Here is a 20891-nt window from a genome sequence, read left to right as displayed (position 1 = left end):
CGTTGCCAGCCAGTGTGGGAATGCTTGAAAGCGGCCGACCTGAAACGCGCCGGCATTAAGCCAGGCGCGTGTCGATCGGCAACCCGGACCGCAGCGTCTTCGTGACGGGCGTACGCTCGGCAATTTCCGCCATGCGCAGTCTCTGGCTCTCTTCCAAGCCCTTCATGACAAGCGTCCGCTCGATACGGAGCGCGTCCGACCCGACAAGCCGCATGGAGACCTCCAGCGACTCCAAATGCCAGCCCTTGCGCTCGGCATACATCCTGAGCGTGATGGCAGTACACGCTCCCAAGCTTGCCAGCAATAGATCATAGGGTGCCGGGCCAACCCCTTGCCCGCCGAGCGCACGAGGCTCATCGGCCGTGATGGCGTGGCCCGATACCATGATGCTCGTGCGATAGCGCGACGTCGATCCAATCTGTGCGGTGCCAAATGTCATGGCTCCTGTCTCCACTCCACCATGGGGATGCGGGATGAACTAACTTTGGCTGAGTATTCGTGCAAACCGGCCGATAGATCAATCAACCTTTCGTATTGCTAGACCGGCGCGGCGGCAGTTGCCGCGACTCAATCATTGGGGCGACGGAGACAGCGCGCCGCAATGCAGCAAGTATCCATGCACGTCATGACGGGGGAACTGGAGATGGCCGAGCAAGCCCGATCCAGGGAATTGGCAGGATCGAACTGTTACTGATGCGCGCACCGGATCGTTCCGCCCACGACCGCACGGAGATCGCGCCGCGTCCGTTCGAATATGGTCGCCCACTGGACTACCCGAACTGCAGGGACGAAGAGGCAACTTCTTTCACTTTCGGCGTGGCGACAAAGCCCCGCCCCCAAGGTCGCTGTACGCCCGCTTCCCCCTCTCCGCCGTCCGGCGTGATCGCCCCAAGCGGCCCAACCAAGAGCCATTCATGTGAATCGATTCGGACCCGCATCGTATAGCGATTGATGGCTTCCGGGAGTGCCGGGCCCGCCGCAACACTTACCTGGCCAGACGACGGCAATAGGCCCTCTCCAGATACGTTGCCCTCCACATCGCCTTCATCAGCCATCTCAGGCATCTCAGCCATCGTCGACACTTGGTAGCGCTGCCCCCTCACCCCGGCGGGCACGCCCCACATCACCGCCGACCGGGCCAAATTCTGACGCAAACTAGGGGATGCCTTATTCGTGCGCTGGGTTGTGCTGCCTAAAATCAGACTTGTCCAGCGGCAGGCGGCGGCTTCCGATCCAGATGCGAACACGATCCGCCAATCACCGGATCCGGCCCGTCCTCTCTTTCAGACTTTTTTGACTATTCCACGTGCCGTTCCTGAACGCTAGACGACAAATTCAATCGGCATTCACCGCAAGCTTGTTTGCCGCGAGCTTGATTGCGTCACTGAGCGCGCACGCCTCAGTCACGATTGATGGCACATCAGTGATTTATAACGCGCAAGGACGCGAGCCTGGAAGCCCGAATCCGACCCCCTACCACGTTTTAATTCCCGTACTCGAAGTAACCAGTGCTGGTATGACTGCGAAGTTTGTGGGAAGCGGCATGGTAGGTCCCGGTGAAACCAGGCTGTTCCCGCTCAAGGGCGAGCTGAGCCTGGCACCGGATATCAAAGTCCACGACCAGACCATCAATGGCTACGGCTTGGCCACCGATGGTGAAGCCGTTCCGGCTTATTGACTAACTGCCAGTGCCACCACCCAGCGGAGAATTGACGGTGGCGGCTCGGAAACAAGCTGCCTCCATTCCAAGTGGCAGTGCGGACGATTCTAGAAAAAATATGCTAAAAACAATTGTTGCATTACATCGGACTTATTTCGACAATCCGAAATCTCGATGCATTAAAGGAATTGTTGCTTTTCTCTTTGGGACTTGCATCTTCTTCTCCTCTTTTGCACCCGCCTGGGCTACCTGCAGTTTTATGTCCGGATTTAGTACGCTGAATATAACAATTCCGATAACTAAAACTGTCGTTGCGCCTCGGGATCTCCCAGTTGGAGCCGAACTCACCAGATTTACCTGGTCACCGTCTCCTGGCGAATTCTACGCCACTTGTAGTGGAAACGGAGCCCGTTATTGGAATTTGTCACAAGTCCCCGAGTCCGATAATATTTTTCCCACGAATGTTCCTGGCGTGGGCGTCAAAATCACGAACCAGAACACCCCCTTTCCCACCTCGGCAAGCTACTCAGGCAGCTCTATCACTTTCTATTGGGGTGCGCAAAATCTGAACTACGTATTTGTGAAAACCGGACCAGTCTCTTATGGTACGGTAGATGGCGCCAGTCTTCCGACGGTTGAGTATAACTTTGATAGTTCGCTTGTGGTCTACAGGGCGGGCGCTGTTGGCAGCATCACATTTTCGCCGGCGTCATGTCAGACTCCCGATGTCACGGTTCCAATGCAGAACCATCGAACTTCTGAGTTCTCGGGAATAGGCAGCTTTACATCGTCCACGGGATTCAATATTGCCCTGAACAACTGCCCGGGGGGGATGACGACTATTATGTATCAAGTCGACGCGGTGACTACTATTCTCAGCAGTGCAAACTCGGTTGTGGCGCTCGATGGCTCATCGGGCGCTACCGGGATAGGTGTCCAGCTGCTGGATAATTCTGGCAACCCGTTCCCGCTGGGTAGCCCGCAGACGTTCAATGGATACAACTCAAGCACCGGAGGGGCTTACGCTATTCCCCTCAAGGCCCGCTACTACCAAACCGGCAGCTCGATAGGGCCCGGGCTCGCGAATACTGTGATGACTTTCCTAATGAATTATCAGTAGTTTGCGGGTACACCTACACCCTCTGGGGAAGGAGCTTCAAGTAGGCGATGAGCCGCCACTTTCACGATGAGCGATCAATAGGGCCACGACGACACGGAATGACCCGCACGGAGAATGATTAAACTGCCCCATAAAGTTGGACAGCCCAGCGGCCATCCCATGTCTATCAATCAACAGTCCAAACTGGCCGAACTCAGCAGTCGGGCCAACCCCTGACTTATCGCCGCCCCAGCCACCTCAGCTCTCGCAGCCCGCAATTCGGCGGAAAGCCTCAAAATATGCCGGAGCAACCAAATACAAGGTGGCCGCGCTGATTGTCACAAGGCACAATAGTCCACATGCCGGATGTTGGCGCGCAATCGTTCGCTGACCTCAGCTTGCATTTTTGCCATCGAGTTCAGAACCTTGCCAATCTCGCGCCTGGCGTGTGCGATGGCCAGATCCAGCACGCTGGGCGGGTTATGGCGAATTCGGAGCCGACGGCACATTGCAGACGCGGGCGCTTGCCAGATGTAGTGCATGCGCAGGACGCCCCGGTCAAATGGCATCAGCCGACGCCAGGCGCGCTCCACCTGCTCAGCATCAGCCTCATCGATCAGCATGCGCGCGACGTTGGCTTGCGGGGGCGCCGCTCGGTAACGACCTTCAGCTGAGCCGATCGCCCGACCGCTGCATCCGCCCAGACACTGTGCCCTTCCCTTCCTTCCTGTATTTGTCGCACTGCCGACCGTAGTCGCGCAGCGGAAACCTCCATTCTCTTGCCGGCTGGCCGTCCAGGCCGACGAACAGCGACCGATTCGCACAGTCGCCGCACGCTTTGTCCGCCCGGGCCTGCCGCTCCTGGTAGCGGATGGCTATTTCCTCTGGCTTCAGCCGGTACAAGTAGCTCAGGTGGATCACGGCAGCAACTCCACCGTCGGCACGTGCTCAAGTAGCAGCACCTATGTTTCCCTGATCAATTCCACCTCCTCGAACCCGCAATACTTGTCAAACCCCTTTGTGCCCAGCCCGTGCAGCCCCGTGGCGCCGCGGTGAACCGCGCCCGACAACCTTGGAGATAAGGGCCAGCGTGACCCGCATGTACGCCGGCACCACGTCGCGTGCCTCGATGCCCCGGTCACTCATCACGATCGGCCTTGCCAACTAGCCGCCGGCCGTACAGCCGCGTCGAGACGGCCAAGAACTCCTCAGGCGACCGATGCACTTCGTCAGCAACCTTGTGAAGCTCCGAATCTTCCCGGCAATCAATCTCGCCGTCTGCGGTGAACTCGCGGAACCGGTTGAACAAAGTGCCAATCTCGCCCAGCAACTCCTGCTGTTTGTCAGACAGCTCATCGCGCCCCCCCTGCAACTCGAGCTTCGGCAGCGGCACGAATACGCCATCGCATTGGCGCGCGACAGCTTCAGCGAAATGCGTGGTGCCGGACAGCCGACGTGGGTGGCAAAACAGATGGGGCACGCTGACTGGACGATGATCGCCCGCGTGTAGTGCGGCTGGATGCCGTCGGCTGACGCCGAGGCGGGGAATCGGGCCGTGAAGATGTTCGCCCGAAATTCTGGCAAAAGCTGGCTGAATTCTCGCCAGCATCAACGGCATATGTTGTTGATTTATAAGGAAATATTGGTGCGAGGGAGGGGACTCGAACCCCTACACCATTGCTGGCGTCAGGACCTAAACCTGGTGCGTCTACCAATTTCGCCACCCTCGCGGTCCTTGGACGGTGGTCAACAAAGCAAAAAAGGCGGCTGGAACTGCCCGCCTTTTCTTGCTTGCGGCGACTAGGCGCCGGGACACCGTCCGTGCCGCCGGCGTAACTTCTGCCTGCGACGCAATAAGGAAGCGGATTGTAACGCAAGGCGGCAGGGGAATCCAGTCCCCTGCCGCCTTGCGGGCATCCTGCGCCGTGATCAGTGGCGGGCGCGGATGAAAGCGATCACGAGTACCGTCGCGCAGGCTTCCAGTGCGGCCACAAAGTACAGGCCGCCGGCCAGTTGGCCGGTGCTGGTCTTGAACCAGCCAATCATGTACGGCGCCACGAAGCCGGCCAGGTTGCCGATCGAGTTGATCAGCGCGATGCCGCCTGCGGCTGCGGTGCCGGCAAGGAATGCCGACGGCAGCGACCAGAACACCGGGAAGGCGGCCAGGATGCCGATGGAGGCGATCGTCAGCGCGATCAGGGCCAGCACTGCGCTGTGAAGCAGGAAGCCGGTCAGCGTCAGGCCCACGGCTGCCACCAGCGTTGCCATCGCGCAGTGCATGCGGCGTTCGCCGGTGCGGTCCGAGTGAATACCGTTGAGGACCATGGCGATGGTGCCGGCCACGAACGGGATTGCGGAGACCAGACCGATTTGCAGGTTGCCCTGTACGCCGAGCTCCTTGATGATCGACGGCGACCAGAATGCGATGGTGGCGTTGCCGCTGACGACGCAGAAGTAAATCGCCGCGCAGATCCACACACGTGCATTGGCGAAGGCGTCCTTGAGGGACGAGTGCTTGTTGGGATCACGCGCCTCGGCTTCCACGTCGCGCGTGACGATGGTCTGCTCCTGCTGCGTCAGCCACTTCGCGTTGACCGGTTTCTCCGGCAGGTACATCAGCACCGCGATACCGGCCAGCACCGAAGGAATCCCTTCGATCACGAACAGCCATTGCCAGTTGGCCAGGCCATCCACACCGTCCATTGCGCTCATGATGAAGCCGGCCAGCGGGCCGCCCACCACGCCGGCTATTGCGAACGACGTCATGAACAGGCCATTGATACGTGCGCGACGCGCGGCCGGGAACCAGTACGTCAGGTACAGCACCACGCCCGGGAAGAAGCCCGCCTCGAAGACACCGAGCACGAAGCGCAGCGTATAGAACTGCATCGGCGTCTTCACGAAGATCATCGCCATCGACGCCAGGCCCCAGAGGATCGTGATGCGCGCCAGCGTCTTGCGGGCGCCGATCTTCTCGAGCAGCAGGTTGCTCGGCACCTCGAACAGAAAGTAGCCGATGAAGAAAATTCCCGCGCCCAGCCCGTACACGGCCTCGCTGAACTGCAAGTCCTGCAGCATCTGCAGCTTGGCAAAACCGACGTTGACGCGGTCGATCCAGGCCAGGATGAACAGGAAGACCAGGAAAGGGATCAGGCGCACGGTAATCTTGCGATACGCCTCGTTGCGTTGCTGAGCCAGTTCCGCGGCAGGCAGGCTCTCCGGGGCGCCAGGGGCGCCGCTCATCACGATGGACATCTGTGACTACTCCTTGGGTGTGGTGGGCGGGGCCGCGCTGCGTCGGCGCGGCCCTCTCGGTCTTGCGTTGTGCTAGCCGTGGGATCCGGCGGAAAGGACGATCAGCGCATCAATCGAAGGCGCGTTCGATGGCCGCGGCCACCTGTAACACGCGCGCGTCACTGCCATGCAGGCCGCACACGCCGAGGCCAATGCCTTCGCCGGCTGGCAGCGTCGCCGCGCAGCCATCGAGGAAATTGATCACGCTTGCATTGCGAAGCACCAGGCCGTTGACCGCGAAGAAGTCTTCATCGCGGTCGAGGGCATCGAGACGCGGCGGGCGTACGGCCACGGTTGGCATCAGCCATGCATCGGCGTCGCGCAGCAAGAAGGCGGCACGCTGCTGCATCGCGCATCGCGCTGCCAGCAGGTCGATGTAATCCGCCGCCGACTGCTTCTCGCCCCGGCGAATGCGCTGTGCCACTCGCTGGTCGTACTGGTCACCCTTGGCCGCCAGCAATGTGCGATGCCAGGCCCACGACTCGGCCGCGGTCAGGCCTCCACCGCCATTGATCTCCGGCAGGCGGCGCAGTTCGGGGAAGTCGAACGGGACGATCGTCGCGCCCTGGGCCGACAGCCTTGCCAGTGCGGCTTCGAACGCCTGCGCCACTTCCAGGTCGAGACCATCGCAGACGAAATCGCGCGTCACGTAGAAGCGCAGTCCACGCAGGTCCGCCGCGCGGGTATCCAGCGTCTCGCCGCTCAGCACCGCATCCATTGCCACGCAACAGGCAACCGAGCGCGCCAGCGGGCCGGCGGAGTCGAGCGACGTCGACAACGGCACTGCGCCGTCCAGCGGCACGCGACGCGCCGTCGGCTTGAAACCAGTCAAGCCGCAGAATGCCGACGGAATGCGGATCGAGCCGCCGGTATCGGTACCGAGCGCAGCGACAGCCATGTCCTCGGCCACGCTCACCGCGCCACCCGATGTCGATCCACCGGCAACACGCTCGGGGTCGAGCGGCGTGCGCGGCGTGCCGTAGTGCGGATTCAGCCCCAGGCCCGAGAACGCGAACTCGCTCATATTGGTACGGCCGATCAGCACCGCGCCAGCGGCACGTAGTCGCGCCACGGCGGGCGAGTCAGCCTGCGCCGGCGCACCGCCGTCGAGGGCCTTCGATCCGGCACGCGTGACCTGACCGCGAACGTCGAACAGGTCCTTGATCGAGATCGGCAGCCCGGCCAGCGGCGAGGCCACAAGGCCCGCGCTGCGCGCCTGATCGACCGCACGTGCCTGGGCCAGCGCGCCCTCTGCATCGACCATCATGAAGGCCGATCCGCCCGCCTGCTGATGCCGGGCGATATTAGCCAGCGCGGCCTCGGTCAGCGCCACGCTCGTGGTGCGGCCTGCAGCCAGCGCTGCGGCCAGTTGGGCAATGGTCGGCGCGCTCATTCGGCCACCGCCAGTGATTCCACGCGATATGCATGGCGCAGCGTGCGGTTGCTCACGGGGTCGTGCAGTTCCACTTCAAACGCTTCGCCATGGCCCAGATCGCCGATCACCGCCTGCGTGCCGCAGAACATTGCGGTGCCCACGGGCAATTGCGCCTCGCCGGTCAGGCGCTGGATCAGGTCGCGCGGGTCCAGCAGGCGCGTCACCTTGCCTTCCTGATACAGCGAGCGCTGACCATCGCGCACGCGCCAGCAACGCATTTCCAGCACGTCCCAGTGGTCGGCCACCTCGTCAAAACGCCAGACTTCGTGGCCCATCGGCTTGGCGCACATCTGCTTTGACACCGTCACGTCATAGGCCTCGACCTTGCGATCGGTGTGATCGGAACCGATGCCGATATAGAGTCCGTCTGCGCCCTGCAGCAGCACGAACTCGGTTTCGCCCGAGGAATCGTCGCGCGGCACTTCGAGCACGTCGTCGGTGGTCAGCAGCGAGGCGGCCAGCGGATAGAACGTCGGCACGGTTGCGGGCGGCTTGACGCCGAGCGCCTTGAGTTCGTCGATATGGTGCTGGACGGCGTCCATGTCGCGGCCGGTCCAGCCAGCGATGATCAATCGTTCGATGTCGAGGGCGAGCGCGCCCCCGCCGGCTACCTGAAGATGCAGTGTCGGCATTGCGTACTACCTTGTTACGAGGGGAAAAGGGTCGGTCAGAGTGTCCGGATGATGTTCTTCCGGAATTCGTCGATATGTTCGCGGATGGCCTCGCGCACCGCCGGCACGTCGCGCCGCTCCAGGGCGTTGACGATCTCCAGATGCTCCTGGTAGACGTTCTCCAGGTGCTGCGGATCCGAAAGCGAGAGGAACCAGAAACGTGCCTGCTTCTCATGCAGGCCGCGCAGCAGATCGGCCAGCACGCGGTTGCGCGAGGCGGCCGACATCGCCGTGTGGAACTTCAGGTCCAGAGCGGCCAGCGCCGGGATATCGCGCCTGGCGATCAGTTCGGGCGAGCGGTCGACGATGTCGCGCATCGCCTTGAAATCGCTGTCGTGCCCACGCTCGCATGCCAGGGTGGCGCACAGCACCTCATTGGTCGCGCGCACTTCGATCATATCGAGCACTTCATTGAGCGACAGCGGCGTCACCAGCACGCCCTTGCGCGGCAGGATCGATACCAGCCCTTCCACTTCCAGGCGATGCAGCGCCTGATGCACGGGAGTACGACCAAGACCGAGCAACGCGGCCACCTGGGCCTCGTTCAGCGGCTCGCCGGGCCGGAACTCGCACGAGATGATGCGACGCTTGATCTCGGTGTATGCGTGTTCACGCATGGCCGCCCCGCTCTGGGCGGGGGTCGGGATTGTGGGTTCGGCGTCGGCTGCGCCGACCAGTCGGATGGGATTCGCCACGGCAGGTCGGAATCTGTTTGATATTGCAGTGATACTAGTGTGATATTTCACTGAGCACAACCCGAGAAATTGTAGGGGTAAACACCAAGCAGCTTCGCAAATGGGCCGGCTCACGTATCATGGGCAATCGATCTGAAATCGATAATCGATTCAACCGCATCTTGGTGCAATACATCTACATCGTGGTGCAGCGGGTCACGCCGATGGTGCCAACTTCAGGTCCAAGACCATGACCAGCGACGACAAAGAACGCCCCGACCCGCTGTTCAACCAGTCCCTTGAAAAGGGCCTCGACGTGCTGCGTGCATTCAGCGCCGTGCATCGCACGCTGACGTTGGCCGAGCTGGCGGCACTGACAGGCATGACCAAGAGCTCCGCCCAGCGCACGATCCACACGCTGGAGCGGCTCGGGTACGTCGACAAGCATCCCCAGACAAGGCGTTTCCGGCTGACGCCCAGGGTGATGGAGATCGGCTACAACTACCTTGCCGCGGACGCGCTGATTCCGATCGCCAGCCCCTACCTCTCGCAACTGGCCAATGCCAGCGGCGAGACCGCCAACCTGACCGAGCCTGTCGGCCTGGAGATGGTCTACATGGCGCAGCTCGTGACCGCCAAGCACATGCCAGTGCTGACGCCGGTGGGCATGCGGATTCCGATGTACTGCACAAGCTCGGGACGCGCTTACCTGAGCACGCTGCCGGACGAACGCGTGCGAGCGATGCTCGAAGCGTCTGCGCGCACGCCACGCACACCGGTCACGCTGACCGACGTCGAAACCATCTTCGAGCGCGTCGTGGCGTGCCGCACGGTCGGTTACGCGTGCAACGAGGAGGAACTGTTCCTGGGCGACATGGGAATCGCCGCGCCGGTGGTGAACAGCCGTGGCGAGGCAGTGGGGGCGGTCCATGTTTCGCCACCAGCCAGCCGCTGGACCATGGCCGACGCGCAGAAGAAGCTTGGCCCGCTGGTGGTCGAATGCGCGTGGGCGATCTCGCGATCGATCGCCCACTGAGCCGGCAGGCGCTTATCGCGCGTGCTCCAGCATGGCTCGCAGCAGGACGTTGGCGCCGGCCTCGATATGCTCGGGCAGCGCATCCTCCAGCTCGTTATGGCTGATGCCGTCCTTGCACGGCACGAAGATCATGCCAGTGGGTGCGCGCTGTGCCACGTACACCGCATCATGTCCGGCGCCACTGACCACATCCATATGCGGCAGATCCAACCCAGCCGCCGCGCGGCGAACGCTATCGACGCACGCCGGTGCGAACAGGCAGGGTTCGAACTTGACCACCTGCCGAATCTCCACGTCCACGGCCGCCGCATCGGCAATACCGGCGAACGCCCCACGCATCGCTGCGTCCATCCGGTCAAGGCCATCTTGCGAGAGATGGCGAACATCCACCGAGAAATCCACGCGCCCCGGTATCACGTTGCGCGAGTTTGGTGTGACCTCCAGAAAGCCCACCGTGCCGCGGCCATGCGGGGCTTCGTCGCGCGCGATGCGATTCACCGCCTCGATCATGCGTGCCGAAGCCAGCAGCGCGTCGTGACGCAAGGCCAGCGGCGTCGGGCCTGCATGCGCATCCTGGCCGGTGACGGTCACGTCGTACCATTGCTGCCCAAGTGCCCCGGATACCACGCCAATCGGTAGGCCAGCCGCCTCCAGGACTGGCCCTTGCTCGATATGCGCCTCGAAGTAGGCCGAATACATGCCACCGGGCACTTCACCCGCACGCTGCGTGCCGCGATAGCCGATAGCTGCGAGCGCATCGCCAACGCTCACACCGTCACGGTCTTGCTGCCGCCTGGCGAACTCGGCATCGAATACGCCTGCGAATACGCCCGAGCCCATCATCACGGGCGTAAAGCGCGTGCCTTCCTCGTTGGTCCAGATCGCCACCTCCAGCGGTGCACGTGTGGCAATGCCCAGATCGTTGAGCGTGCGCATCACTTCCAGACCCGCCAGCACGCCGAAATTACCGTCGAACTTGCCGCCGGACGGTTGGGTATCGATATGGCTTCCCGTGGCCACCGCTGGTGCGGTGGGGTCTGTGCCGGCACGTCGTGCGAACACATTGCCGATCTCGTCCACGCGCACGTCGAGCCCAGCCTCGCGGCACCAGCTCGCCACGAGGTCGCGGCCCTTTCGGTCGTCTTCGGTCAGCGCAATGCGGCACACGCCACCCTTAGGCGTGGCGCCGAGCGCGCCCAGATCCATCAGCGATTGCCACAGGCGTGCGCCATTGATACGAGGAGTGAATTGCGAATCCATGTCTGTGTTGTCTGCAGTGAGTGAACATCGACCTGGGTACGAGCAAGAAGCAGACCACTGACAGGTGCGGACAGTCTCGGCCATGACCACCCATCGATGGTGCATGGCCACTGGCACATCAATTGCTTGACGGAGCAATGTCCATCCACAGCCCATTCCGTTTCAGGAGCCCCGTCCGTGACCCACTCCACGTCCTCCCATTCGAAAGGCCTTTCCGCCGCGATTCGCACTGTCTCCGCCGCCGTCACGTTGTCGCTGCTGGCCCTGCCCGGCGCCGCGATGGCCGAGAAGGTGCTCCGCATCGGCATGACGGCCGCTGACATCCCGCGTACGCTCGGCCAGCCCGACCAGGGTTTCGAAGGCAACCGGTTCACCGGCATCCCGATGTATGACGCACTCACCCAATGGGACCTGTCGAAGAGCAACGGCCCAAGCCTGCTGATTCCCGACCTGGCAACCGAATGGAAGGTCGACGACAAGAACAAGACCGAATGGACGTTCAAGCTGCGCCCAGGCGTGAAGTTTCACGACGGCTCGCCGTTCAACGCCGATGCCGTGGTCTGGAACGTCAACAAGGTGCTCGACAAGACCGCGAAGCAGTTCGACCCCAGCCAGGTTGGCGTCACCGCTTCGCGCATGCCCACGTTGCGTAGCGCGAAGAAGATCGATGACATGACCGTGCAACTCGTCACGTCAGAGCCGGATTCGTTCCTGCCGTACAACGTGTCGAACCTGTTCATGGCGTCGCCGACCCAGTGGGAGAAGAAGTACGCGGCGGTCCCTGCCTCCGTGATCGACCCGGCGGAGCGCAGCAAGCAGGCATGGGTGGCCTTTGCGGCAGACGCATCGGGCACGGGCCCATTCAAGATGACCCGTTTCGTCCCGCGCGAACGCCTGGAGCTTGCCAAGAACCCCGCCTACTGGGACAACAAGCGGGTGCCGAAGATCGACAAGGTCGTGATGCTGCCGATGCCCGAGGCCAATGCACGCACCGCGGCACTGCTGTCAGGCCAGGTGGACTGGATCGAGGCCCCGGCACCCGATGCCATCGCGCAAATCAAGAGCCGTGGCTTCGATGTGTACGCCAACGCGCAGCCGCACATGTGGCCATGGCAATTGTCATTCGCGCCGAATTCCCCGTGGCTCGACAAGCGCGTGCGCCAGGCCGCGAACCTTTGCGTGAATCGCGCCGGCCTGAAGACACTGCTCGGCGGCTACATGGCCGAGGCCAAGGGCATTGTCGAAGCCGGAAACCCGTGGTGGGGCAATCCGGCATTCACCATCAAGTACGACCCCGCGGCCGCGCGCAAGCTGATGACAGAGGCCGGATACTCCGCCGCCAAGCCGGTGAAGGTAAAGGTCCAGGTATCCGCATCGGGCTCCGGCCAGATGCAGCCGCTGCCGATGAACGAGTACGTACAGCAAAACCTCAAGGAGTGCTTCTTCGACGTGGACTTTGACGTCGTCGAATGGAACACGCTGTTCACGAACTGGCGCATTGGTGCGAAGGACGCGAGCGCGCATGGCGCCAACGCGATCAATGTGAGCTTTGCGGCGATGGACCCTTTCTTTGCCATGGTCCGCTTCGTCAGCACGAAGACGCAGCCGCCGGTTTCGAACAACTGGGGCTACTTCGGCAACGCGGAGTTTGACAAGCTGATCGAGACCGCGCGCACCTCATTTGGCGAAAAGGAACGAGATGCCGCGCTGGCAAAACTCCACGCGCGCATCGTCGAAGAAGCGCCATTCGTGCTGATCGCCCACGATGTGGGCCCGCGAGCGATCTCCCGGAAGGTCAAGGGGGTGGTGCAGCCGCAGAGCTGGTTCATCGATATCGCGACGATGTCGATCGACTGACGGACTCGCCGCAGTGCCCTCCTCCGCGGAAGGGGGCACTTTCCCGCGCCAACGTATTTGCCTATTCCGCAAGCCGGCCATAGACCATGACTTACCTGCTTCGCCGCATCGCATATGCCCTGCCGATCCTGCTTGGGGTCGCCCTGCTCTGCTTCTCGCTGGTCCACATTGCCCCCGGCGATCCCCTTGTGTCGGTGCTGCCACCCGATGCATCCGAGGATCTGCGGCGACAACTGACCGCGCTGTACGGGTTCGACAAGCCGTTTCTCGAGCAATTCCTCCATTGGCTGCTGCGCGCGCTGCATGGGGACCTCGGTACGTCGATCGCCACGAACCGGCCCGTGATGAGCGAGGTGTCGGTAGCCGTCGTCAACTCCGTGCGCCTGGCCGCCGTCGCCACGCTGATCGGCTTCACGTTCGGCTGCCTGTTCGGCTTCGTGGCCGGCTACCTGCGCGATTCGGTACCCGATCGTGTGGCGTCGTTCCTGTCGGTACTGGGCGTCAGCATTCCGCATTACTGGCTCGGCATGGTGCTGGTGATTGCGTTCTCCGTGCTGCTGGGATGGTTGCCGGCCACCGGCGCCGGCCCCAACGGATCGGGCGACTGGCGTTGGGACTGGGAACACATCCAGTACATGTTGTTGCCTGCGGTCACGATGTCGGTGATTCCGATGGGCATCGTGGCGCGCACCATCCGCGCACTGGTGGCCGAGATCCTGTCCAACGAGTTCATTGTCGGCCTGCGTGCGCGCGGATTGTCGGACCTTGCCGTATTCCGTCACGTGGTCAAGAACGTTACGCCGACGGCGCTCTCGGTCATGGGCCTGCAACTGGGCTATCTGCTCGGCGGCTCGATCCTGATCGAAACGGTGTTCTCCTGGCCAGGCACCGGCTTCCTGCTGAACTCCGCCATTTTCCAGCGCGATTTCCCGTTGTTGCAGGGCACGATTCTCGTCCTGGCCGTGTTCTTTGTGATGCTGAACCTGCTGGTCGACGCGTTGCAGACGTTGTTCGACCCCCGTATCCAACGCAACTGAGGACGCCACGATGGAAATGACACTGAACAAGGCCGTGGCACCGCTGCCCGTGGAGCGCTCGCCCGGATACTGGACCACGGTCTGCCGGCGGCTGCTACGCAACAAACTCGCAATGCTGGCCGCGCTGATCCTGATCGTACTTGTCCTGACGGCGATCTTCGCGCCGGCGCTGATGCCTGCCGACCCCTATGCGTCGTCGATTCTCAAGCGATTGAAGCCGATCGGCTTCGACGGTCACCTGCTTGGCACCGACGAACTGGGCCGCGACATGCTGTCGCGCCTGATGCTTGGCGGGCGGCTGTCGCTGTTCATGGGTATCACGCCGGTACTGCTCGCCTTCCTGATCGGCAGCACGATTGGCATCGTCGCCGGTTATGCGGGCGGCTGGACGAACACCGTCATCATGCGGCTCACCGACATCCTCTATGCGTTTCCGTCGGTACTGCTGGCCATTGCGCTATCCGGCACACTGGGCGCGGGGGTTGGCAACGCATTGTTATCGTTGACCATCGTGTTCGTGCCGCAGATCGTGCGCGTCGCCGAAAGCGTGACCACGCAGGTACGCAACCGGGAATTCGTCGATGCCGCCCGCGCCTCGGGCGCATCGTCGCTGACCATCGTGCGCGTGCACGTCCTCAACAACGTGCTCGGCCCAATCTTCGTTTATGCCACGAGCCTGATCTCGGTCTCGATGATCCTGGCTTCCGGGCTGTCGTTCCTGGGGCTTGGCGTCAAGCCACCGGAGCCCGAGTGGGGCCTGATGCTGAACACCCTGCGCACCGCCATCTATACCCAGCCATGGGTGGCCGCGTTGCCCGGCGCGATGATCTTCCTGACCTCGATCTCGTTCAACCTGCTGGCCGATGGCATTCGCTCGGCCATGGAAATCAAGGAGTGAGCATGGTTGAAACGCATGCACCCCTGCCTACCGCCCCTACAGATGTCGGCGGCCGGGCGCAGCCGCTGCTCATCGCACGCCAGCTGGTCAAGCACTTTCCGTTGAAGTCCCCAGTCCCGCTGCGCAAGGGCGGTGTCGTGCGTGCCGTGGACGGCGTGAGCTTCGACGTCCTCAAGGGCGAAACACTTGGCGTGGTCGGGGAATCGGGCTGCGGCAAGTCCACCACGGCACGCCTGCTGATGCAACTCACGCCGCAGGACAGCGGCGAACTGATCTTCGATGCGCAGGGCGTTGATTCCCGGCAATTGCCGATGAAGGCGTTCCGCAGTCAGGTGCAGATGGTATTCCAGGACAGCTACTCGTCGCTCAACCCACGACTGACTATCGAGGAATCGATCGCGTTCACGCCACGTGTCCACGGCGTTTCCGCACGGGAAGCCACGGAACGCGCCCGATACCTGCTGGAGCGCGTCGGGCTGGAGCCGAAGCGATTCGCCGGCCGCTATCCGCACGAACTGTCGGGCGGACAGCGCCAGCGCGTGAACATTGCGCGTGCGCTGGCGCCACGGCCCCGCCTTGTCATTCTTGACGAAGCCGTGTCCGCCCTCGACAAGTCCGTGGAAGCCCAGGTACTGAACCTGCTGATGGACCTCAAGGCCGAATTCAACCTGACCTACGTATTCATCAGCCACGACCTCAATGTGATCCGCTACCTTTGCGACCGCGTCATGGTCATGTATCTGGGCAAGGTCGTGGAGATCGGCGCAACCGAATCCGTCTATGCCAACCCGGCCCATCCCTATACGCGGGCGCTGCTGACATCGATGCCTTCGATGGACCCCGACCAGCGCACGCTGGCCGCGCCGTTGGCCGGCGATCCGCCCAACCCGATCAATCCGCCATCGGGCTGCAGCTTCCATCCGCGCTGCGCGCGTGCCGAGCCCATTTGCGAGCGGCGCGAGCCTGTGCTCACCGACGCGCTCACCGGCCATCCGGTGTCATGCCTGATGGCCATGCCAGACGGCGGCCATTCGCTGCCGCTGCGCCGGCTGACGACGAACCTGCATGCCGCCACGCCCTGAACTCGCGGAGACACCGATGTCCACCGACCCCCTCCATTCCCAACCACCCGCAGTCTCCGTGCGAGATCTGCGTGTGTCCTTCGCAAGCGGCGGCAAGACGATCCAGGCCGTCAACGGTGTATCGCTGGAAGTAGCGCCGGGCGAAGCCGTGGCGCTGATCGGCGAGTCGGGCTCTGGCAAGAGCGTCACGCTACGCGCCTTGATGCGCTTGCACCCGCCACGGCGCACGACGATATCCGGCGAGATTCAAGTCGACGGTCAGTCCGTGCTGGATCTCGACAAACGCGCGTTGGCCCGCCTGCGCGGCGGTACCGTCGCCATGGTGTTTCAGGAGCCACTCCTGGCGCTGGACCCCGTCTACACGGTTGGGCAACAGATTGTCGAATGCATCCGCACACACCGTGGGGTATCGACATCGGAAGCGCGTGCGCTGGCACTCAAGGCGCTGGAATCCGTGCGCATTCCCAGCCCGGAGCAACGCCTGGCCGCCTATCCGCATGAGATGTCGGGCGGCATGCGTCAGCGCGCGATGATCGCGCTGGCGCTGTCCGCGCAGCCCAGGATTCTGCTGGCCGACGAGCCCACGACGGCACTCGATGCCACGGTGCAGATCCAGGTATTGATACTGCTGCGCGAACTGCAGCGCGAGCTCGGCCTGTCGATCATCTTTGTCACCCACGATATCGGCGCCGCGGTGGAAATCGCCGACCGTGTCGCCGTGATGTATGGCGGACGCATTGTCGAGGAGGGCCCCATCCGCACGCTGATGCGTGACGCGCGCCATCCCTACACGATCGCGTTGCTGCAAAGCCGACAGCATGGCATGGGCCGTGGCGAACGCCTCGCGACGATCGGTGGCGCACCGCCTGACCTCGCAGCGCTGCCGCCCGGCTGCACGTTCGCACCACGTTGCCCACAGGCCAGTGCGGCCTGCCTGTCGGAGGTCCCGAAAGCCGTATCGCTCGGCAATGAGCATCGCGTCAGCTGTGTGCGGGTTACCGCGCCCGCTGCCAGCGAATGCGTCGCCTGAAACCGTTTGATCGATTCCAAGGAAATCGCACCCATGAGCCTGGCCACCCATCCCTCGCGCGCCTTTCTGCCCTACCCCGATGCCCCCGTGCCAAACGCGACCGATGGCCCGCTTCGCGGCCTGACGTTCGCCGTCAAGGACCTCTTCGACGTCTCCGGCTACCCCACGGGCGGCGGGAATCCGCATGTGCTGGCACGCTCTGGCATCAAGACAATCACAGCGCCCACCGTCCAGAAACTGCTCGATGCAGGCGCGGCGTTCGTCGGCAAGGTCCATACGGACGAGCTCGCGTTCTCGATGAACGGGCAGAACCATCACTACGGCGGCCCGTACAACGGCGCGGCGCCCGATCGCATTACGGGCGGCTCGTCGTCGGGCTCGGCGTCCGCAGTGTCGAACAAGCTGTGCGACTTCGCGCTCGGCACCGACACCGGTGGCTCGGTCCGCGCACCAGCCAGCCACTGCGGCCTGTTCGGCATCCGTCCCTCGCATGGCCGGATATCACTGACTCACTGCATGCCACTGTGCGAAACACTGGATACGTGCGGCTTCTTCGCGCGGGATATCGCCACCTTCGCGCGCGTGGCCGATGTCCTGCTAGGTGCGGATGCCAATCCGCTGCCCAGCCGGCCCCGGCTGTTGCTGGCAGCCGACCTCTTCGAACTGCCAACGCCCGAGGCGCGCAAGGCGCTTGCACCCGCCGCAGCACGCATCGAGGCCGTGCTCGGTAAAGCCTCGCCCATTGACGTGGCCGATCGTCCGCTGTCGGATCTGTACTGGGCCTTCCGTTACGTGCAGGGCTGGGAGGCGTGGCGGGCGGATGGCGCGCTGATCGAGAACTATGGACTGCAGCTGGGGCCCGATGTCGCCGGCCGATTCGCATTCAGCAAGGGGGTAACGGCGGCGCAGTTCGAGAAATCGAGCGCCGTGCGCCGGGAGTTCACGGCTCACCTGGGCCGTCTGCTGGGTCAAGACGGCATCCTGTTGCTACCGACCATGCCGGACATCGCGCCACTGCGTACGACACCGATGGAAGCACTCGAAGACTACCGGACCACCGCGGCGCATACGCTATGCCTGACCCCGCTGACCGGATTCCCTCAACTCAGCCTGCCGCTATCCGGGCGCGACGGCTCGCCACTGGGAGTATCCCTGATTGGCCCCATGGGGAGCGACCGCAGCCTGATTGCCGTGGCCGAAACATTGATGACGGCGATCGCCTGAACTAAGCTGGTGCCAGACCGCTCCCCGATCCTCGTCGGTGAAGCGGATGGCGCCAACCGCTCCCATCACGGCAATTACATCATGACCCGACTCCGCATCTCCGCCGCCGGCTACACCTTTTTCGCCGATACCAACCCCGATGCGCCGCAGACCGTTGCCGCGTTCCTGAAACTGCTGCCCTATCGGCAGAAGCTGATCCACGTACGCTGGAGTGGCGAGGGCTGCTGGATTCCGCTGGGCGAATTCAGGCTCGGTGTCGACTTCGAGAACCACACGAGCCATCCGTCCGTGGGGGACATCCTGTTCTACCCAGGCGGCTACAGCGAGACGGAGATCATCCTGGCCTACGGGAGCTGCTGCTTCGCCAGCAAGCTGGGGCAATTGGCGGGCAACCACTTCCTGACCATCGTCGAGGGCAAGGAAAACCTGCGCGCCCTGGGCACCAAGGTGCTATGGGAAGGCGCCCAGGACGTCGTATTCGAACTGGCCTGACGGGTTCAGGCGGCGCCGGTGGACAGCGCCAGCGTACGGAGCGCCGCCACCGGCTCGGGCGCATCTCGGCGGGAGAGCAGTACCACACGTGTCATCGCGCCCGCATCGGACAGTGGCACAAACCGGACGCCATCGGGCCCGTACCACTGCATCGATTCCGGCACCACGGCTACGCCAAAGCCCGCCGCCACAAGCGATAGCTGCGAAAGCTTGCGGGAAATCGCACCGGCCGCCGTGGGATAGAAGCCGCTCGCCTGGCAAAGCTGCGCCACGCGGTAGCTGAGCCCGCCCCGCTCTGGGTGCGGCAGCGAGACAAACGGCATCTCTCGCAAGGCACTCAGCGTCAGCGATTCCCGTCGCGACATTGGATGGTCGGCGCAGACAGCCACGACCAGCCGCTCTCCGGCCATCGGATCGATCTGGATGTTCGGGTAACGACGTAGCACCGGATCACGCGCCAGCCCGAGGTCGGCACGGCCCTCCTCGATGTCGACCGATTGCTGCTCCGACGATGCCTGGGCAACTTCAAAGCGGGCGGCGGGATGGTCGGACTGCCAGCGATGCAACCAGCCGCACCGCTGCGGCGTCAGCACGACCGAACTCGAATGGAGCAGGCGTATCGCATCGGCCCCGCCACGCTGCACTTGGCGGGCCTGCACGGCTGCGCCGGCGAGGTCGGACAGAATGCGGCGCGCCGATTCGTAGAACGCCTGCCCCGCCGCCGTCGGCTCCACGTGCCGAGGCTTGCGCACCAGCAGTTCCACCTGCAGCGTCGCTTCCATGTCACGGATCTGCCGGCTCAACGCCGACTGGGCGATAAACAGCCGTTCGGCCGCCAGGCTGAAATTGCCGGCGTCCACAATCTCGACGAAATAGCGCAGCTGCTTCAGGGAGGGCGTCATAAGCATAAGTGTGCCACGCGCTTCATGGACTTTGCCTGCCATGCCGATTTGCGATGGCAGCGCGCGGCATTTGCGATCGATCGGCACGTCGCCCGGCGCTACGCTGAATCCTCTCCCAATCCCCGCCTCGCCGATGGACCTGTCCGCCCTGCTTCCCGACGTTTCCCTGCCCGGCTACGCCACCATGAGCGCCGCGTTGGCCGCGGCATACGTCATCTTCGGCATCGCCGGATTCGGCACGGCGCTGGTGGCAGCACCTGTGCTGGCCTATGTAATGCCCGTCGCGCAGATCGTTCCACTGCTGGCGTTAATGGACTGCTCGGCGGCACTTCTCAATCTGGCGCGCGACGGACACGCCGCCGATCGTACCGAGTTGCGGCGGCTGGTGCCGTGCCTGCTCATCGGCAGCCTGATCGGCGCGGCACTGCTGCTGCGGATACGCGCCGACGTGCTGCCCGCCGTGCTGGGTGTCTTCGTCACGGCGTATGCGATCTGGTCGTTGCTCGGCAAGCGGCCGGCCACGCGACTTTCCTCATCCGCCGCCGTGCCGTTCGGGTTGGTCGGTGGCATCTGCTCCGCAATGTTCGGTAGCGGTGGCTTTCTGTACGCGATCTATCTGTCGAGCCGGCTCGACAAAGACGCCATGCGTGTCACCCAATCGACCTTGATTGGTTTGTCCACACTGACGCGGTTGGTGCTGTTCCTGCTGGCGGGCGTTTATGCGGGCGCGGAACTGCTGAAGCTTGCGGTGGCACTGGCGCCGGCGATGATCGTTGGGCTGTGGGCCGGGCGCCAGATTACGCTGCGTATGTCGCGCGAGCAGTTCCTTCGCGTGGTGAATGTGATCGTATTGCTTTCAGGCAGCGCACTGGTCATTCGCACCTGGCTGGCCTGATCGGGCTCCTCGTGCATTAACGCCTCGCGCCCTATCTCCTCGCGCGCTAACATGCCGGCATCGCGGACCCACTGTCGGGCCCGCCCAAGCTAGAGATGCTCCCCGTATGTACATGATCTACTGGACCGAGGCCACCGCCGACGGTCTGGCGCCGCACGCGCAATCGTTCCCCGGCGATGCACTCAAGGATGCGCTGCAGTTCGCGGAGGCGCTGCGCCGTCGCCAGTTTGCAGGCGAGCCGGTCAGCTTCGTCACGCTCTGCTCGGAAAATCCGAACTCGGTCGGCAAGCCGGGCGCGGCTGACCCGCCGCCCGACTACGAATGGAAAAAGCGCAGGCCGTAGCG

The 20891-nt window shown here is 63.3% G+C and carries 22 protein-coding genes and 1 tRNA gene; 12 read left to right on the top strand and 11 right to left on the bottom strand.

The window, feature by feature from the left end; all coding sequences use genetic code 11:
• Nucleotides 1-55: 55 nt before the first annotated feature.
• Entirely contained in the window at nt 56-439 is a 384-nt protein-coding gene (locus RN01_RS14590) for an OsmC family protein (protein WP_024570474.1), read from the bottom strand.
• 867 nt (nt 440-1306) lie between these two features.
• On the opposite strand from RN01_RS14590, the gene RN01_RS33035 reads away from it, so the two are divergent.
• Nucleotides 1307-1678, top strand: a complete 372-nt coding sequence (locus tag RN01_RS33035; protein ID WP_080672880.1) for a hypothetical protein — start codon at nt 1307-1309, stop codon at nt 1676-1678.
• A gap of 37 nt (nt 1679-1715) precedes the next feature.
• The gene (locus tag RN01_RS33030; protein WP_197067577.1) at nt 1716-2780 is read left to right on the top strand and encodes a fimbrial protein; all 1065 of its coding nucleotides are present in this window, start codon (nt 1716-1718) and stop codon (nt 2778-2780) included.
• A gap of 317 nt (nt 2781-3097) precedes the next feature.
• Here RN01_RS33030 and RN01_RS14575 read toward each other — a convergent pair whose 3' ends face one another.
• From RN01_RS14575 to RN01_RS14545, 8 genes are all read right to left on the bottom strand, one after another.
• Nucleotides 3098-3382 carry a hypothetical protein gene (locus tag RN01_RS14575; RefSeq protein WP_017514658.1) on the bottom strand — a complete coding sequence of 95 codons (285 nt, stop codon included), beginning with the start codon at nt 3380-3382 and terminating at the stop codon, nt 3098-3100.
• Between the two features lie 43 nt (nt 3383-3425).
• Nucleotides 3426-3680 (bottom strand): hypothetical protein, encoded by a 255-nt coding sequence (locus RN01_RS34300; RefSeq protein ID WP_017514657.1) that lies wholly within the window; start codon nt 3678-3680, stop codon nt 3426-3428.
• A gap of 217 nt (nt 3681-3897) precedes the next feature.
• A complete protein-coding gene (locus tag RN01_RS33905; RefSeq protein ID WP_156149779.1) occupies nt 3898-4377 on the bottom strand; it encodes a hypothetical protein in 480 nt (159 codons plus the stop codon).
• 25 nt (nt 4378-4402) lie between these two features.
• Nucleotides 4403-4489 (bottom strand) — tRNA-Leu (locus RN01_RS14565).
• A 199-nt stretch (nt 4490-4688) separates the two neighbouring features.
• Complete coding sequence (locus tag RN01_RS14560) at nt 4689-6014, bottom strand: MFS transporter (protein ID WP_008651583.1); 1326 nt, start codon at nt 6012-6014, stop codon at nt 4689-4691.
• 109 nt (nt 6015-6123) lie between these two features.
• Entirely contained in the window at nt 6124-7446 is a 1323-nt protein-coding gene (locus RN01_RS14555; RefSeq protein WP_017514869.1) for an amidase, read from the bottom strand.
• Nucleotides 7443-8120, bottom strand: a complete 678-nt coding sequence (locus tag RN01_RS14550) for a DUF2848 domain-containing protein (RefSeq protein WP_017514870.1) — start codon at nt 8118-8120, stop codon at nt 7443-7445. The genes RN01_RS14555 and RN01_RS14550 overlap by 4 nt, the downstream gene beginning before the upstream one ends.
• Before the next feature lie 35 nt (nt 8121-8155).
• A complete protein-coding gene (locus tag RN01_RS14545) occupies nt 8156-8854 on the bottom strand; it encodes a GntR family transcriptional regulator (RefSeq protein ID WP_017514871.1) in 699 nt (232 codons plus the stop codon).
• A 229-nt stretch (nt 8855-9083) separates the two neighbouring features.
• On the opposite strand from RN01_RS14545, the gene RN01_RS14540 reads away from it, so the two are divergent.
• Complete coding sequence (locus RN01_RS14540) at nt 9084-9869, top strand: IclR family transcriptional regulator (protein ID WP_024570470.1); 786 nt, start codon at nt 9084-9086, stop codon at nt 9867-9869.
• 12 nt (nt 9870-9881) lie between these two features.
• Here RN01_RS14540 and RN01_RS14535 read toward each other — a convergent pair whose 3' ends face one another.
• Complete coding sequence (locus tag RN01_RS14535) at nt 9882-11129, bottom strand: Zn-dependent hydrolase (protein WP_024570469.1); 1248 nt, start codon at nt 11127-11129, stop codon at nt 9882-9884.
• 279 nt (nt 11130-11408) lie between these two features.
• Between RN01_RS14535 and RN01_RS14530 the strand changes: the two genes are divergently transcribed.
• The 7 genes from RN01_RS14530 to RN01_RS14500 all read left to right on the top strand — a co-directional run bounded on the left by RN01_RS14530 (nt 11409) and on the right by RN01_RS14500 (nt 18749).
• Complete coding sequence (locus RN01_RS14530) at nt 11409-12986, top strand: ABC transporter substrate-binding protein (RefSeq protein WP_223277352.1); 1578 nt, start codon at nt 11409-11411, stop codon at nt 12984-12986.
• 86 nt (nt 12987-13072) lie between these two features.
• On the top strand, nt 13073-14023 hold the full coding sequence (locus tag RN01_RS14525) for an ABC transporter permease (RefSeq protein WP_017514411.1): 951 nt from the start codon (nt 13073-13075) through the stop codon (nt 14021-14023).
• Nucleotides 14024-14033: 10 nt separating this feature from the next.
• On the top strand, nt 14034-14921 hold the full coding sequence (locus tag RN01_RS14520) for an ABC transporter permease (RefSeq protein ID WP_008651572.1): 888 nt from the start codon (nt 14034-14036) through the stop codon (nt 14919-14921).
• Between the two features lie 2 nt (nt 14922-14923).
• Nucleotides 14924-16003, top strand: coding sequence for an ABC transporter ATP-binding protein (locus RN01_RS14515; RefSeq protein WP_024570468.1), 1080 nt, complete (start codon nt 14924-14926; stop codon nt 16001-16003).
• A 16-nt stretch (nt 16004-16019) separates the two neighbouring features.
• Nucleotides 16020-17033: an ABC transporter ATP-binding protein gene (locus RN01_RS14510; protein ID WP_017515160.1), complete on the top strand. Its 1014-nt coding sequence runs from the start codon at nt 16020-16022 to the stop codon at nt 17031-17033.
• Between the two features lie 33 nt (nt 17034-17066).
• The gene (locus RN01_RS14505; protein ID WP_024570467.1) at nt 17067-18257 is read left to right on the top strand and encodes an amidase; all 1191 of its coding nucleotides are present in this window, start codon (nt 17067-17069) and stop codon (nt 18255-18257) included.
• Nucleotides 18258-18338: 81 nt separating this feature from the next.
• Nucleotides 18339-18749, top strand: a complete 411-nt coding sequence (locus tag RN01_RS14500) for a DUF3830 family protein (protein WP_024570466.1) — start codon at nt 18339-18341, stop codon at nt 18747-18749.
• 5 nt (nt 18750-18754) lie between these two features.
• Here RN01_RS14500 and RN01_RS14495 read toward each other — a convergent pair whose 3' ends face one another.
• Entirely contained in the window at nt 18755-19651 is an 897-nt protein-coding gene (locus RN01_RS14495) for a LysR family transcriptional regulator (protein WP_024570465.1), read from the bottom strand.
• Nucleotides 19652-19691: 40 nt separating this feature from the next.
• Between RN01_RS14495 and RN01_RS14490 the strand changes: the two genes are divergently transcribed.
• Together RN01_RS14490 and RN01_RS14485 are read left to right on the top strand one after the other, a co-directional pair.
• Nucleotides 19692-20546 carry a sulfite exporter TauE/SafE family protein gene (locus RN01_RS14490; RefSeq protein ID WP_082019911.1) on the top strand — a complete coding sequence of 285 codons (855 nt, stop codon included), beginning with the start codon at nt 19692-19694 and terminating at the stop codon, nt 20544-20546.
• 106 nt (nt 20547-20652) lie between these two features.
• Complete coding sequence (locus RN01_RS14485; RefSeq protein ID WP_008651565.1) at nt 20653-20889, top strand: hypothetical protein; 237 nt, start codon at nt 20653-20655, stop codon at nt 20887-20889.
• Nucleotides 20890-20891: the final 2 nt, after the last annotated feature.

This window comes from Cupriavidus sp. SHE, assembly GCF_000812445.1.
GTDB lineage: Bacteria > Pseudomonadota > Gammaproteobacteria > Burkholderiales > Burkholderiaceae > Cupriavidus > Cupriavidus metallidurans.
Note: the sequence above shows the minus strand (reverse complement) of the source record. Positions and strands in the feature narration are given on the sequence as shown.